Genomic DNA, 14,930 nt, shown 5'->3' on the forward strand with positions numbered 1-14,930 from the left:
TACTTTGCAAAAGACAGTGGGCTCTTCGATTGCGCGGCGCAACGTAAACCATTTGTTAAGGTTAACAGGCGCGAGGCGGCGCGACCCCGGTGCTGCCGTAAAACCGGCAGCACGGCGGGTCAGCCGACCTGTGGATAGAGCGTATCGATGATCAGCCGCGAATCGTGGCGGGCGTCGAGCATTCCATAAGTGCCGCGCCACTGCCCGGCGAGCCGGGTCTCGATGAAGGCATCGGCGATGCGCCCTGCCCCCATGCGGCGCAACTCGGCGGCCGCAGCCGAAATCGCCAGTTGTTCGGTCAGGATGCGCGCGGAGCCTTCGTCGGAGCTTGCGACCTGCATCGCCGCACGCAACACGCCCAGGATGCTCCGGCCGCCTGCGCCGAGATCGCGCTCGATGCTCGCCAGCACGTCGTCGAACAGTCCCGGCGCCCGGCCCAGCACGCGCAGCACATCGAGCGCCATGACGTTGCCCGAGCCTTCCCAGATCGCGTTGACCGGCGCTTCGCGATAATAGCGCGCCAGCGGCGCCTCTTCGACATAGCCATTGCCGCCGAGGCATTCCATCGCCTCATAGAGGAGCGGCGGCGCGATCTTGCAGACCCAGTATTTGACGACCGGGGTCATGGCGCGTGCAAAAGCCGCCTCGCCGCGGTCGGAAGCCGCTTCGTCGAAGGAGCGCGCGAGGCGGAAAGCAAGTGCCGTCGCCCCGGCGACATCGAGTGCCATGTCGGCCAGCACGCGCTGCATCAGCGGCTGGTCGACGAGATTGGCACCGAACACCTGGCGGTGGCGGGTATGGTGGACCGCTTCCGCGAGCCCTGCCCGCATGATCGCCGACGACGCGACCGCACAATCGAGGCGCGTCAGCGTCACCATGTCCATGATCGTCTTGACGCCGCCGCCGGGTTCGCCGACCAGATCGCCGAGGGCACCCTGGATCTCGACCTCGGACGAGGCATTGGAACGGTTGCCGAGCTTGTCCTTGAGCCGCTGGAACTGCAGCCCGTTGGCCGAACCGTCGCTCAGGATGCGCGGAACCAGAAAGCACGACAGCCCTTCCGGCGCTTGCGCCAGCATCAGGAAGGCGTCCGACATCGGCGCCGACATGAACCACTTGTGGCCGTTGAGACGATAGAAGCTGCCGCCGGCGCGTTCTGCCCTGGTGGTGTTGGCGCGCACATCGGTGCCGCCCTGCCGCTCGGTCATCCCCATGCCCAGCGTCAGCCCGGCCTTTTCGACAGGCGGCTTCTGCGCCTGGTCGTATTTGCGGGTGGTGACGCGCGGTGCCCATTCGCGGAACAGCTTCGGGCTCGCCATCAGCGCTGCCAGCGACGCGTTGGTCATCGTGATCGGGCACAGATGCCCGCATTCCAGTTGCGCGGTCAGGTAGAAGCGCGCGGCCCGGACCTGGTGGCGCCGGCCGACTTCCGTGCCACCGTTTTCCCAGACGGACGAATGCAGCCCGCCCGCGACCGAGCGGCGCATCAGTGCATGATAGGCCGGATGAAACTCGACCTGGTCGATGCGGCGGCCCTGGCGGTCATGTGTCCTGAGCTTCGGCACCTCGCTGTTGGCGAGCCGCGCCAGGTCCTGCGCCTCATGGGTCAGCACGAAACGGCCGAGGCCGTCGAGGTCGCGCCGGACCGGCTCGGAAAAGCTCTCCGCAATCTGGATCAGCAGCGGGTCGCCGCGCCAGGCATTGCTGCCCGTCAGCGGAGGGGGCTGGTTCGGCACGTCCTGCGTCACGCCTTGTCCTTCATCGGTGTGGGCGACGGGCACGAATCCGCAGCCATTGGCCGGCTTTATAGCCGAAATGCTTATCGATAGCTTATGACCCAGCTTGCAGACGACGAAAATCCCGTGGGAGAACTTTCATGATCGAATTGCCGGCTTGCGGGCCACTTAAGCACAGCCTATAGCAGCGCCTTGAGATGACAGACCTTTCGTCCCTGCCGCCCTACCCGCACCGCCATCTTCTTGGCATCCGCGACCTTTCTCCGTTTGACATCGAATTGCTACTCGACCGGGCCGATGCAGCAGTGTCGATCTCGCGTCAGCCGGAGAAAAAGACGTCGAGGCTGCGCGGACGCACCCAGATCAACCTGTTCTACGAAGCCTCGACGCGTACGCAGTCGTCGTTCGAGCTCGCCGGCAAGCGCCTCGGCGCCGACGTCATGAACATGTCGGTGGCGAGCTCTTCCGTGAAGAAGGGCGAAACGCTGATCGACACGGCGATGACGCTGAATGCCATGCGGCCCGACATCCTGATCATCCGTCACCAGTCGGCGGGTGCCGCCGCTCTGCTCGCGCAGAAGGTCGGTTGCTCGGTGGTCAATGCCGGCGACGGTGCGCATGAGCACCCCACGCAGGCGCTGCTCGACGCCCTGACGATCCGCCGCGCCAAGGGCAGCATCGCCCGGCTGACGGTGGCGATCTGCGGCGACATCCTGCACTCGCGTGTTGCGCGCTCCAACATCCTGCTGCTCAACGCGCTCGGCGCGCGCGTCCGTGTCGTGGCACCTTCGACCCTGCTTCCCTCGGGCATCGCCCAGATGGGCGTCGAGGTAACGCAGTCGATGGCCGATGGCCTCAAGGATGCCGACGTCGTCATGATGCTGCGCCTGCAGCGCGAGCGCATGGCCGGCGCTTTCGTGCCCTCGGTGCGCGAATATTTCCGCTACTACGGCCTCGATGCCGAAAAGCTGAAGGCGGCCAAGCCCGACGCGCTGGTGATGCATCCCGGCCCGATGAACCGCGGCGTCGAGATCGCCTCGGAGATCGCCGACGGGCCGCAAAGCGTCATCCAGGAACAGGTGGAGATGGGCGTCGCCGTGCGCATGGCGGTGATGGAAGCGCTGCTCGACCCGCGCCGCAACCGCGATGGACAGAACGCATGAGCATCACGGTTTTCCAGCGCGCCCGCATCGTCGACCCCTCGCGCGGCATCGATGAGACCGGCTCGGTGATCGTCGACGGCAAGAAGATCGTCGCTGCCGGTGCCGACGCGCTCAACCAGGGCATTCCCGGCGGCGCCGAAGTCGTCGACTGTGCCGGCCAGACGATCATCCCCGGCCTGATCGACGGCCGTGTCTTCATCGGCGAACCCGGCGGCGAGCATCGCGAAACGATCGCCTCGGCAAGCGTTGCGGCGGCTGCCGGCGGCGTCACCTCGATCGTCATGATGCCCGACACCGATCCGGTGATCGACAACGTCGCCCTTGTCGAATTCGTGCTGCGCACGGCCAAGGAAACCGCATCCGTCAACGTCTTTCCTGCCGCTGCCATCACCAGGGGCCTTGAAGGCCACGAGATGACCGAGTTCGGCCTGCTGCGCGAAGCGGGCGCCGTCGCCTTCACCGACGGCCGCCACACCATCGCCAATTCGCTCATGATGCGCCGGGCGCTCACCTACGCCCGCGATTTCGATGCCGTGATTGCGCATGAGACGCAGGATGCCGATCTCGCCTCGTCCGGGGTCATGAACGAAGGGCTCTACGCCAGCTGGCTGGGGCTGTCGGGCATCCCGCGCGAGGCCGAGACCATTCCGCTCGAACGCGACCTGGCGCTCGCACGCCTGACGCGCGGCCGCTATCACGCCGCCAAGATCTCGACCGCCATGGCAGCCAGTGCCGTTTCGCGCGCCAAGGCGGACGGCGCCAGGGTGACGGCAGGCGTTTCGATCAACAGCCTGTCGCTCAACGAAAACGACGTCGGCGAATACCGCACGTTCTTCCGGCTGGCGCCGCCGCTGCGCGCCGAGGAAGATCGCGTCGCCATGGTCGAGGCGCTGAAGGACGGCACCATCGACGTGATCGTGTCGTCGCATGATCCTCAGGACGTCGACACCAAGCGCCTGCCCTTCGCCGACGCCGCCGCCGGCGCCATCGGGCTGGAGACGCTGCTCGCCGTCGCCTTGCGCCTGCATCACAATGACGACGTCCCGCTGCTGCGCATCGTCGATACGCTTTCGACCGCTCCGGCACGGCTGTTCGGCCTGTCCGGCGGCACGCTGAAACCGGGCGCGGTTGCGGATCTGGCGCTCGTCGACCTCGGCGAGCCGTGGGTGGTGCGCGAGGCCGATATCCGCTCGCGTTCCAAGAACACCTGCTTCGAGGGCGCGCGCCTTCAGGGCAAGGTCTTGAAAACCTTGGTCGCCGGACGCACAGTGTTCTCGGCCTGACGGCCACGGGGGGAGAAGCAATACCTTGATGCCGGATGACATTTTTCCGACGGCTCTACACGTGCTCGTTGCAGCCGCCGTATTCGGCTATCTCCTGGGTTCGATTCCGTTCGGGCTGTTGCTGACGCGCGCAGCCGGCCTGGGCGACGTGCGCAAGATCGGCTCGGGCAACATCGGCGCCACCAATGTGCTGCGCACGGGCAACAAGAAACTGGCCGCGGCAACCCTGCTGCTCGACGCGCTCAAGGGCACGGTGGCCGTGGTCATCGCCGCGCGCTGGAGCCACGACGCAGCGCTTGCCGCAGGCCTGGGCGCCTTCATCGGGCACCTCTACCCGATCTGGCTCGGCTTCAAGGGCGGCAAGGGCGTTGCCACCTATCTCGGCGTCCTGTTCGGCCTGTCGGGGCTCGGCGCCCTGGCCTTCGCCGTCACCTGGCTGCTTATCGCTTTCGTCAGCCGCTATTCGTCGCTTGCTGCCCTGACGGCAGCGGTTGTGGTGCCGATCGTGCTTTACATGACCGACATGCCCAAGGCGGCAGGCCTGCTGGCGCTGATGAGCGTCATCGTCTTCATCCGCCACCGCGCCAACATCTCGCGCCTGCTCGCCGGCACGGAATCGCGGATCGGATCCAAGGGATGAACCAACCCGCCGCCGGGCCGCATCTCAGCGACCGGCAGCGGCTCCACTGGCTGCGCCTGATCCGCACGCCGAATGTCGGCCCGGCCAGTTTTCGCGACCTGATCAACCGCTTCGGATCGGCCGAAACCGCGATCGAGATGCTGCCCGAGATCATGATGGCGGGCGGCGCCAACCGGCTGGTCAAGATACCTTCCCTCGCCGAGGCCGAAGCCGAAATGGCGTCGGCGCGCCGATGCGGCGCGCGTTTCGTGGCGCTCGGCGAGCCGGACTATCCCCAGATCCTCAAGCGCATGGACCATCCCCCGCCGCTGCTCGCCATCAAGGGCACTGGCGCGGTGTTCGGCCTGCCGCCGGTGGCGATCGTCGGCGCACGCAACGCCTCTCTCGCCGGCATCAAGATGGCGCGGACACTGGCAGCGGAACTCGGCCGCAACGGCTATGCGGTGATTTCAGGCCTGGCGCGCGGCATCGACACGGCGGCACATCAGGGCAGCATAGATACCGGAACGGTCGGTGTGCTGGCCGGCGGAATCGACCGCCCCTACCCGGCCGAGAACATCGGTCTTTGCGACGAGATCGCCGAGCGCGGTGCGGTCGTGTCGGAAATGCCGTTCGGCTGGGAACCCCGTGCGCAGGACTTTCCGCGCCGCAACCGCATCGTCGCGGGCCTCGCCCTCGGACTTGTGGTGGTGGAGGCGGCCAAGCGCTCGGGGTCGCTGATCAGCGCACGGCTGGCCGGCGACATGGGACGGCTGGTCTTTGCCGTGCCCGGCTCGCCGCTCGACCCGCGCGCCGCGGGCACCAATGGCCTGCTCAAGGACGGCGCGACGCTGGTGACCGAGGTCGACGACATTCTGCAGGCCCTGGCGCCGCTAATCGGAGGCCAGCCTTACGTGCACGTCGGCGCGGAGGAGCCCCCTGATTTCGGCGCCACGCCACCGCCAGCCGACGGCGACCGCGCCCGGGTGATCGAAGCGCTGGGTCCGGTGCCGGTCGAAGTCGACGAACTGATCCGCCACACCGGGCTTCACCCGGCGCAAATCTTCATGATCCTGCTGGAATTGGACCTTGCCGGCCGGCTCGAACGGCACTCAGGCGGACGTGTTTCGCTTGTTGATCCCGAGACCTGACGGCCGGTCGACGCGCCTCGCGTCTCCAGCCTCGACATAGGCCATCTCGATCAGGTAGGCGAGCATGCCGCAACGCTCGGCCTCCGCCATGACGCGCAGTTGCCCCAGCATCGACTGGATATAGTCCAGCGTTTCGGCTCGCCTTCGTGTTGGCGGCGGCTTGTGCATATGCTTGGCTTTCCCTTTGTCTTGCCGCCAGTGGCGAGCACAGGATTCGGCGCCGATTTCCATTTGAGAAACAGGCCCGACCGGCAATGGCAGAAGCGTAGCAAATCTACTAACAATTGCAATAGCGCCAATTAATATACCTTGGGTTGTATTGCCGGCGTCAGCCGGCGTTTTTGTCCCCGTCCCCTTGACCAGACTGAAAAGGGCGGCCATGTGACGTGCGAATTGAAAAATCTTCGCCACGCGCCGTAGTCGTTGTTTTGGCGCTTCACTGGATACTCAGCCACATATGGACGTCGTTGTCGTCGAGTCACCGAACAAGGTGAAAAGCATCAACAAGTACCTGGGACGGAACTACAAGGTTCTGGCCTCGTTCGGCCACGTCCGCGATCTGCCGGCCAAGGATGGCTCGGTCAAGCCGGACGACGACTTCGCCATGTCCTGGTCGGTCGATACAGCGTCGGCCAAGCGGCTCACCGAAATCGCCAAGGCGGTCAAGGAAGCCGATGGCCTGATCCTCGCAACCGATCCGGATCGCGAAGGAGAAGCCATAGCCTGGCACGTGCTCGAAGTCCTGAAGCAGAAGCGCGTCCTCAAGGACAAGACGATCAAGCGCGTCGCCTTCAACTCGATCACCAAGCAGGCCGTGCTCGAGGCGATCGCCAATCCGCGCGAGATCGATCCGCCGCTGGTGGACGCCTATCTGGCGCGCAGGGCGCTCGACTATCTCGTCGGCTTCACGCTTTCTCCGGTCCTTTGGCGCAAGCTGCCGGGCGCCCGTTCGGCCGGCCGCGTCCAGTCGGTGGCGCTGCGCTTCGTCTGCGACCGCGAGGCCGAGATCGAGCGTTTCGTGCGCGAGGAATACTGGCAGATCGCAGCCATTCTCGGCACGCCGCGCGCCGAGAATTTCGAGGCCAGGCTCACCGTCTACGACGGCAAGAAGCTGCAGAAGCTCGACATCTCCTCTCAGGCGATGGCCGACGACATCAAGGCGATGCTGGAGGGCGCAAGCTTCAAGGCGCTGTCGGTGGAAGCCAAGCCGACAAGGCGCAATCCTGGCCCACCCTTCACCACCTCGACCTTGCAGCAGGCGGCATCCTCGAGCCTCGGCTTTTCCGCAAGCCGCACCATGCAGGTGGCCCAGCGCCTCTACGAAGGCATGGAGATCGGCGGCGAGACGGCCGGCCTGATCACCTATATGCGTACCGACGGCGTGCAGATGGCGCCCGAGGCGATCGAGGCTGCACGCGCCGCGATCGCCAAGGAGTTCGGTGCAAGGTATCTGCCCGAGAAGCCGCGCCAGTACACGACCAAGGCCAAGAACGCGCAGGAAGCGCACGAGGCCATCCGGCCGACCGATTTTTCGCGCACGCCGGCCGAAATGCGTAAGTTCCTCGATGCCGACCAGGCCCGTCTCTACGAGATCATCTGGAAGCGGGCGATTGCCAGCCAGATGCAGCCGGCCGAGATCGAGCGCACCACCGTCGAGATCGAGGCACGCAATGGCGCCAGGACCGCCGGCCTGCGCGCGGTTGGTTCGGTCACCCGGTTCGATGGCTTCATCGCCGCCTATACCGAGCAGAAGGACGAGGATTCGGAGGACGAGGAAAGCCGTCGCCTGCCCGAGATCCGTGCCGACGAGGCGCTCAAGCGCGAATCCGTCAACGCCAGCCACCACACCACCGAGCCTCCGCCCCGCTATTCCGAGGCGAGTTTCATCAAGAAGATGGAAGAGCTCGGCATTGGCCGTCCCTCGACCTATGTCGCGACGCTGAAGACGCTCGAAGAGCGCGACTACGTGAAGATCGAGAACAGGAAGCTCATCCCGGAACCGAAGGGTCGGCTCGTCACCGCCTTCATGGAAAGCTTCTTCGAGCACTATGTGGAGTATGACTTCACCGCCTCGCTGGAGGAAAAGCTCGACGAGGTTTCCGACGGCAAGCTCGCCTGGCGCGACGTGCTGCGCGATTTCTGGAAGGACTTTTCCGGCGCCGTCGACGACATCAAGGAACTGCGCGTCACCGAAGTGCTCGATGCGCTGAACGAGGAACTCGCTCCGCTCGTCTTCCCCGAGCGTGAGGACGGCTCGAACCCGCGCATCTGCCCGAAATGCGGCACCGGCAACCTGTCGCTCAAGCTTGGCAAGTACGGCGCCTTCGTCGGCTGTTCGAACTATCCCGAATGCGGCTTTACCCGCCAGCTCGACGGGCCGAACGGCAATGGCGAGAACGGCGGCCTCGAAGATGGCACCAAGGTGCTGGGCGCAGATCCCTACACCAATGAGGAGATCACCCTGCGCAGCGGCCGCTTCGGCCCCTACATCCAGCGCGGCGACGGCAAGGAAGCCAAGCGCTCCAGCCTGCCCAAGGGCTGGCCGGCGGCATCCATCGACCATGAAAAGGCCCTGGCCCTGCTGGCGCTGCCCCGCGATGTCGGCCAGCACCCGGAATCCGGCAAGATGATCTCCGCCGGCCTCGGCCGCTATGGCCCGTTCGTGCTGCACGACGGCACCTACGCCAACCTCGAAAGCATCGAGGACGTGTTCTCGATCGGCCTCAACCGCGCCGTCACCGTGCTTGCGGAGAAGCAGGCCAAGGGCAAGGGCGGACGCGGCAGCACGCCGGCCGCACTCAAGGATCTCGGCGAACATCCCGCCGGCGGCGGCAACATCACCGTGCGCGACGGCAAGTATGGTCCCTATGTCAATTTCGGCAAGGTCAATGCTACCTTGCCGAAGGGCAAGGATCCCGCCACCGTCACCGTCGAGGATGCGCTTGCGCTGATCGCCGAAAAGGAAGCGAAAGGCGGAGGCGGCAAGAAGCCGGCGCGCAGTGCAGCCAAGAAACCTGCCGCCGCCAAGGCCAAGAAGCCGGCCGCCAGCAAGGCCAAGAAGAAGGACTGACCGACTTTGGCGCGAAAGATTTCCGGACGAAATGCCGGCACCAGACGCGCCGCAAGCGACGAGGTCCGCGGCAAGGATGTCTATCGCCCATCGCGGGACGAGATTTTGCGCTACATCGCGGAGAATCCCGACCGCAGCGGAAAGCGCGACATCGCCAAGGCGTTCGCGCTCAAGAACGACGACCGCATCTGGCTGAAGCACCTGCTGCGCGAATTGCAGGATGAGGGCCTGCTGGAAAAGAGCCGCAAGCGAATGAGCCGCGTCGGTGCGCTGCCGCATGTTGCGGTGCTCGACATCTTCGGCCGCGATGCCGAAGGCACGCTTCTGGCGCGCGCTTCCGAGCAACCGGACGGCCCCATCGTGGCCGTCAAGACATCGCGCACCGGCAACGGTCCGACGCCCGGCGTCGGCGACCGCGTGCTGGCCAAGACCTTCCCGATCGAGGGACATCTCGGCGACGACAACGAACCCGCCTATACAGCCCGCATCATGAAGGTGTTCGAAAAGCGCAGCGACACCGCGCTCGGCATCTTCCGCGTTCTCAAGGACGGCACCTTCCGCATCGAGCCGGTCGAGCGCCGCCAGCCCGAACTGGTGGTCGACAAGGACTCCCAGAACGGCGCCAAGGACGGCGACCTTGTCGAAGTCGTCCCGGAACGCGCCAGCCGCTACGGCCTGCCGCGCGCCAAGGTGGTCTCGGTGCTGGGCTCACTGACCAATGAGAAGGCGGTCTCGATGATCGCCATCCATGCGCACGAGATTCCGCACATTTTCCCCGCCGAGGTCATCGCCGAGGCCGAGGCGGTCAAGCCGGCGACGCTCGACGGCAAGCGCGAGGACTGGCGCGAACTGCCGCTGGTGACCATCGACCCGGCGGACGCCAAGGACCATGACGACGCCGTCTATGCCGAACCGGACACGGATGAAAAGAACCCCGGCGGCTTCATCGCCACCGTCGCTATCGCCGACGTCGCGGCCTATGTCCGCCCGGGCACCGCTCTCGACCACGAGGCGCTGAAGCGCGGCAATTCGGTCTATTTCCCCGACCGCGTCGTGCCGATGCTGCCCGAACGCATCTCCAACGACCTGTGCTCGCTTCGCGAAGGCGTCGACCGGCCGGCACTTGCCGTGCGCATGACGTTTTCAGCCGAAGGCCGCAAGATCAGGCACTCCTTCCACCGCATCATGATGCGGTCGTCGGCCCGCCTCGCCTATCCGCAGGCGCAGGCCGCCATCGACGGCGTGCCCGACGACAAGACCGGGCCGATCCTGGAGACCATACTCAAGCCGCTTTGGGCGGCCTACGACGTGCTCAAGCGCGGCCGCGACAGCCGCCAGCCGCTCGAACTCGACCTCCCCGAACGGAAGATCCTGCTCAAGCCCGATGGCACGGTCGACCGCGTCATCGTCCCCGACCGCCTCGACGCCCACAAGCTGATCGAGGAATTCATGATCCAGGCCAACGTCGCCGCGGCCGAGACCCTGGAGAACAAGAAGCAGAAGCTCGTCTACCGCATCCATGACGGCCCCTCGCTCGCCAAGCAGGAATCGCTGCGCGAGTTCCTGCAGACGATCGGCCTGTCGTTGGCCCGTGGCGCCGAGATGCGGCCTGCCCAGTTCAACGGCATCCTCGAGCGCGTGCGTGGCGAGGACAACGAGCAACTGGTCAACGAGGTGGTGCTGCGCTCGCAGAGCCAGGCCGAATACAATCCCGACAACATCGGGCATTTCGGCCTCAACCTGCGCCGCTACGCGCATTTCACCTCGCCGATCCGCCGCTATGCCGACCTCATCGTCCACCGCGCCCTGATCGGCTCGCTCGGCCTCGGAGCCGGCGGCCTGACGCCGGCGGAAGAAGCACGCCTGGAGGAGATCGCCGGCCTCATTTCCCAGACCGAGCGGCGCGCCATGGCGGCCGAGCGGGAGACCGTGGACCGGCTGGTTGCCGGCTTCCTGTCCGAACGTCTCGACGAGACTTTCGAGGCCCGCATCTCCGGCGTGGTCAATGCGGGACTATTTGTCCAATTGCCGCAATATGGCGCCGATGGTTTCATCCCCGTGTCATCCTTGGGTGACGATTATTACCACTTCGACGAAGCCGCCCGCGCCCTCTTCGGCGAGCGCAGCGGCAAGGGCTATCAACTCGCCGACCGCGTCGAAGTACGCCTGGTCGAGATCGCCCCGCTGGCCGGCGCCATGCGCTTCGAAATGCTGACCGAACCGAAGCCCCTGCCCGGTTCGAAAAGGTCGTTCCACAAGACCAAGGGGCAAAGAACGCGTGCCCGTGCCTCCCAACCGCGGCGAGGTCCGCGCGGCAGGAGATGACGATGGAAGAACAGGTATTCGGTGACGACCACCAGCTGGTCCCCCGCGAGGCGCGGCCCGTCTGGCCGGCGATCAAGCGCGGCCTGCTCTGCCGGTGCCCGAACTGCGGCGAAGGCAAGCTGTTTGCTTCCTTCGTCAAGACCGTCGACCGCTGCAGCGTCTGCCGCGAAGAGATTTTCCATCACCGCGCCGACGACCTGCCCGCTTATCTCGTCGTGGTCATCGTCGGCCATATCGTCGTCGGCGCCTTCATGGCCGTCGAGGCCAAGGTCACGCTCGAACTGTGGCAGCATCTCCTGATCTGGGTGCCCCTGACGATCGTATCGGCCCTCGCGCTGCTGCGGCCGATGAAGGGTGGCGTGGTTGGCATGCAATGGGCGCTCTACATGCACGGCTTCGGCGGCGAAGAAGACGCTGCCGACGCGCCTCCAGAGGCCTGACCGGACGCTGGCGCAATGCCAAGTCGCATCCAAGCGCTTCCTTCCACCCCGACATTCCGTTAGGACAGCCGCGATGGATGGCATCAGCAAGACAGAACTCGACAGGCTCGAAGCCAGGGAACTGGTGAAGAACGCCGCCCCCTTGCGTCCGCGCGACGCTGCGACCCTGATCCTGCTCGACCGCAACGGCGACGATGTGCTGGTGCTGATGGGCCGGCGCCACATGAAGCATGCCTTCATGCCGGGAAAATTCGTCTTTCCCGGCGGCCGCACCGACCCGGCCGACAGCCGCATCAAGGTTGCCGACGAACTCCATCCGGACGAAGAGATAAAGCTGCGCGCTGGCACGGGTGGGGTCAGCATCGCCCGTGCCCGCGCCATCGCCCTGTCGGCGGTTCGCGAGACCTACGAGGAAGCAGGCCTGCTGATCGGCCGGCAAGGGACGTTCCAGACCACCAAGGCCGACTGGCAGGGTTTTGCCACGCATGGCGTGGAGCCCAGCCTTGCCTCCCTGCGCTTCATTGCGCGCGCCATAACCCCTCCGGGGCGCGTTCGCCGCTTCGACACGCGCTTCCTCTCGGCCTGGCGCAGCGACGTCGCCGTCGAATTGCCCGATGGCGGACCGACCAACGAGCTCGAGGAACTTGTCTGGCTGCCGCTGGCCGACGCGGTGGAGGCCGACATTCCGGCCATCACGAAATCCGTTCTCGGCGACCTCCGGCAACGGCTGGAAGTCGACCCCACGCTCAAGCCCGGCGGCGACGTGCCGTTCTACCGCATGTTCAACCAACGCTTTCGGCGCGATATCCTTTAGGCCTCAACATATGCACGAGACCATCCAGGAAGCCGAAACCGTCGAACGCGTGCACTGGCGCTCGATTTCAGCTGCGATCGCCTCGATCAGCGTCGTCGGCATTGCCATAGGCCTGGGCATACCGCTGCTCAGCGTCATCCTCGAATCGCGCGGCTATTCCCCCTCGATGATCGGGCTCAACACGGCGGTGGCCGGCATTGCATCGATCTGCGCGGCACCGCTGACGACGCCGATCGCCATGCGTTTCGGCGTCGTCTGGACGATGTTCGCCATGATCGTTGCCGGCGCGCTGGCCTTCGTCGGGTTCTATTTCGCGCCATTCTGGATGTGGTTTCCGCTGCGGGCGGTGCTGCATTTCGCCCTGACGGTTCTGTTCATCCTGTCGGAATTCTGGATCAGCACCTGCGCGCCGCCGCACCGGCGCGGCCTGGTGCTTGGCATCTACGCCACCGTGCTGTCGCTCGGCTTCGCCGCCGGACCGTGGCTGTTCTCCCAGATCGGCAGCACGGGCCTGATGCCGTTCGGCATCACCTTCTGCCTTGTCATGATCGCCGCGATCCCGGTCCTTCTGGCACGCAGCGAGAGCCCCACCATCGTCTCCGAAGGCGGCAAGAGCGGCTTCTTCCGCTATATCTGGATGGTTCCGACCGCGACGGCGGCCGTGCTCGTGTTCGGTGCGGTCGAGACTGGCGGCTTTGCCTTGTTTCCGGTCTATGGCCAGCGGATCGGCTATTCCGAGGCCGACGCAGCACTGCTGCTGACCATGATCGGCCTCGGCAATGTCATGCTCCAGATCCCGTTCGGCATGATCAGCGACCGCATCGGCGACCGGCGCTGGCTGCTGCTGATCTGCGCTGCCACCGGCCTTATAGGCACCCTGGCGATGCCCGTCCTCGCCGGCAACTGGCACGTCATGGCGGGCCTGCTGTTCGTCTGGGGCGGCGTGGTGGCCGCCCTCTACACCATCGGCCTCGCCCATCTCGGCGCGCAGCTTTCGGGCCACGACCTCGCCTCGGCCAACGCCGCCTTCATCTTCTGCTACGGCTTCGGCATGATTCTCGGCCCGCAGGTGATCGGCATCTTCATGGACATCTTCGGGCCAAACGGATTCGGCTGGGCGCTGGCCCTGTTCTTCGGCGGATACATGCTCATCGGCCTGGGCCGAATTGCCGCGAAATCCGGCCTTTCACGCTCCGAGGCTTGACTTTCCAGGCACGATCTTTATGTGTCCCGCCAGGTTTTCCGCGTCCGGGTTGTTTTCCCGTCCTGAGGCGGGTGCAACTCCAGACAATTAACGGACGAGAATCATGGCCAAGGCTGCAAACATCAAGATCAAGCTTCTGTCGACCGCCGACACCGGTTTCTTCTACGTGACGAGCAAGAACAGCCGCACGAAGACGGAGAAACTGTCGTTCCGCAAGTACGACCCGGTTGCCAAGAAGCACGTTGAATTCAAGGAAACCAAGATCAAGTAATCTGGTTTTCGCACGGAATTCCGAAACGCCGCCCAATGGGCGGCGTTTTTCGTTCTGGTAGCCGCTGTCGCCGGCGCCACCTCTGGACGGTCCCACGCACACACCCGCACGGATCAGTTCTTGAAAACCCGCCGCATCAGTTCGCCAAGCGTCAATTGATGATCGAAGCGACCTTCGCGCAGAAAATTCAGCGTCTGGGCGATCACCAGCGGGTTGTTCATCATGAAGGTGTGCGTCGCGGGTAGGACGATGTGGTCCTTCATGCCCTCCAGCCTTGTGCTTTCGACCGAGACCTTGCCATCGTTGGGGCCCTTGAACACGCTGGACAGCAGCGGGTTAAGAGACCGGTCGCCGGCAATGATACCGAGTTCGAACCGGGCAGGCCCGAGTTCATTGGGAACGCTGTCCGGTCCCGTGCCCAGCTGCCCCCCGGCCGGGCCGTTGACCATCTCGAACAGCTTGAGACCGCCCAGCGTGTCCACCAGCTCGGAGCCATGGTTGGGTGGCGCGAGCATGACGACGCGACCGAGGTTGGCTGGCCGGTCCTGCATCAGCCAGGCCCGCACCAGGATGCCGCCCATGGAGTGCGTGACGAAGTTGACCCGGCTCGCTTCGCCGCACTTCGCCACCGATGCATCGACATAGGAGATGAGCCGGTCGATCGGTGCATCCGTCGAGGGATAGGCATCATTGACGACGGCATAGTCGAACGAGGCCAAGGTCTCTTCCATCAGCATCAGGGATGCGTCGGTGCGTGCCAGGCCGTGGAGCATCACCACGCATTCCCGCGCGGACGCCGCCGTCGCCAAGGTCATGAACAGAAGAGCCGCAACAATACGCATCGACCACACACC

At 65.2% G+C, this 14,930-nt stretch carries 13 protein-coding genes; 10 read left to right on the forward strand and 3 right to left on the reverse strand.

Going from position 1 to position 14,930, the window contains the following annotated elements:
• Positions 1–119: 119 nt before the first annotated feature.
• Complete coding sequence (locus tag ASC75_RS15415; protein WP_055977702.1) at positions 120–1,748, reverse strand: acyl-CoA dehydrogenase family protein; 1,629 nt, start codon at positions 1,746–1,748, stop codon at positions 120–122.
• A 185-nt stretch (positions 1,749–1,933) separates the two neighbouring features.
• Here ASC75_RS15415 and ASC75_RS15420 point away from each other — a divergent pair, with 185 nt between their 5' ends.
• From ASC75_RS15420 to dprA, 4 genes are read left to right on the forward strand one after another with little or no spacing between them, the layout of a single operon-like run.
• On the forward strand, positions 1,934–2,899 hold the full coding sequence (locus tag ASC75_RS15420) for an aspartate carbamoyltransferase catalytic subunit (protein WP_055977128.1): 966 nt from the start codon (positions 1,934–1,936) through the stop codon (positions 2,897–2,899).
• The gene (locus ASC75_RS15425) at positions 2,896–4,182 is read left to right on the forward strand and encodes a dihydroorotase (RefSeq protein WP_055977131.1); all 1,287 of its coding nucleotides are present in this window, start codon (positions 2,896–2,898) and stop codon (positions 4,180–4,182) included. Before ASC75_RS15420 ends, ASC75_RS15425 begins: the two co-directional genes overlap by 4 nt.
• A gap of 28 nt (positions 4,183–4,210) precedes the next feature.
• Positions 4,211–4,822, forward strand: coding sequence for a glycerol-3-phosphate 1-O-acyltransferase PlsY (plsY, locus tag ASC75_RS15430; RefSeq protein WP_055977135.1), 612 nt, complete (start codon positions 4,211–4,213; stop codon positions 4,820–4,822).
• Positions 4,819–5,952 (forward strand): DNA-processing protein DprA, encoded by a 1,134-nt coding sequence (gene dprA / locus ASC75_RS15435; protein ID WP_055977139.1) that lies wholly within the window; start codon positions 4,819–4,821, stop codon positions 5,950–5,952. The genes plsY and dprA overlap by 4 nt, the downstream gene beginning before the upstream one ends.
• On the opposite strand, the gene ASC75_RS26955 is transcribed toward dprA, so the two are convergent.
• Positions 5,914–6,363, reverse strand: coding sequence for a hypothetical protein (locus ASC75_RS26955; RefSeq protein WP_348271292.1), 450 nt, complete (start codon positions 6,361–6,363; stop codon positions 5,914–5,916). The genes dprA and ASC75_RS26955 overlap by 39 nt on opposite strands.
• A 46-nt stretch (positions 6,364–6,409) precedes the next feature.
• Between ASC75_RS26955 and topA the strand changes: the two genes are divergently transcribed.
• The 6 genes from topA to rpmG all read left to right on the forward strand — a co-directional run bounded on the left by topA (position 6,410) and on the right by rpmG (position 14,076).
• Positions 6,410–9,022 carry a type I DNA topoisomerase gene (topA, locus tag ASC75_RS15440; RefSeq protein ID WP_055977142.1) on the forward strand — a complete coding sequence of 871 codons (2,613 nt, stop codon included), beginning with the start codon at positions 6,410–6,412 and terminating at the stop codon, positions 9,020–9,022.
• A gap of 6 nt (positions 9,023–9,028) precedes the next feature.
• Entirely contained in the window at positions 9,029–11,347 is a 2,319-nt protein-coding gene (gene rnr, locus ASC75_RS15445; protein WP_055977145.1) for a ribonuclease R, read from the forward strand.
• A 2-nt stretch (positions 11,348–11,349) separates the two neighbouring features.
• Positions 11,350–11,787, forward strand: coding sequence for a DUF983 domain-containing protein (locus ASC75_RS15450; protein WP_055977148.1), 438 nt, complete (start codon positions 11,350–11,352; stop codon positions 11,785–11,787).
• 73 nt (positions 11,788–11,860) lie between these two features.
• Positions 11,861–12,601, forward strand: a complete 741-nt coding sequence (locus ASC75_RS15455) for an NUDIX hydrolase (RefSeq protein WP_055977154.1) — start codon at positions 11,861–11,863, stop codon at positions 12,599–12,601.
• Between the two features lie 10 nt (positions 12,602–12,611).
• The gene (locus ASC75_RS15460) at positions 12,612–13,805 is read left to right on the forward strand and encodes an MFS transporter (RefSeq protein ID WP_055977156.1); all 1,194 of its coding nucleotides are present in this window, start codon (positions 12,612–12,614) and stop codon (positions 13,803–13,805) included.
• Between the two features lie 103 nt (positions 13,806–13,908).
• Positions 13,909–14,076, forward strand: a complete 168-nt coding sequence (rpmG, locus tag ASC75_RS15465) for a 50S ribosomal protein L33 (protein WP_019173400.1) — start codon at positions 13,909–13,911, stop codon at positions 14,074–14,076.
• A gap of 113 nt (positions 14,077–14,189) precedes the next feature.
• Here the strand turns inward: rpmG and ASC75_RS15470 are convergent, their stop codons facing one another.
• The gene (locus tag ASC75_RS15470; RefSeq protein WP_055977159.1) at positions 14,190–14,918 is read right to left on the reverse strand and encodes an acetyltransferase; all 729 of its coding nucleotides are present in this window, start codon (positions 14,916–14,918) and stop codon (positions 14,190–14,192) included.
• Positions 14,919–14,930: the final 12 nt, after the last annotated feature.

The organism is Aminobacter sp. DSM 101952, assembly GCF_001424795.1.
Lineage (GTDB): Bacteria > Pseudomonadota > Alphaproteobacteria > Rhizobiales > Rhizobiaceae > Aminobacter > Aminobacter aganoensis.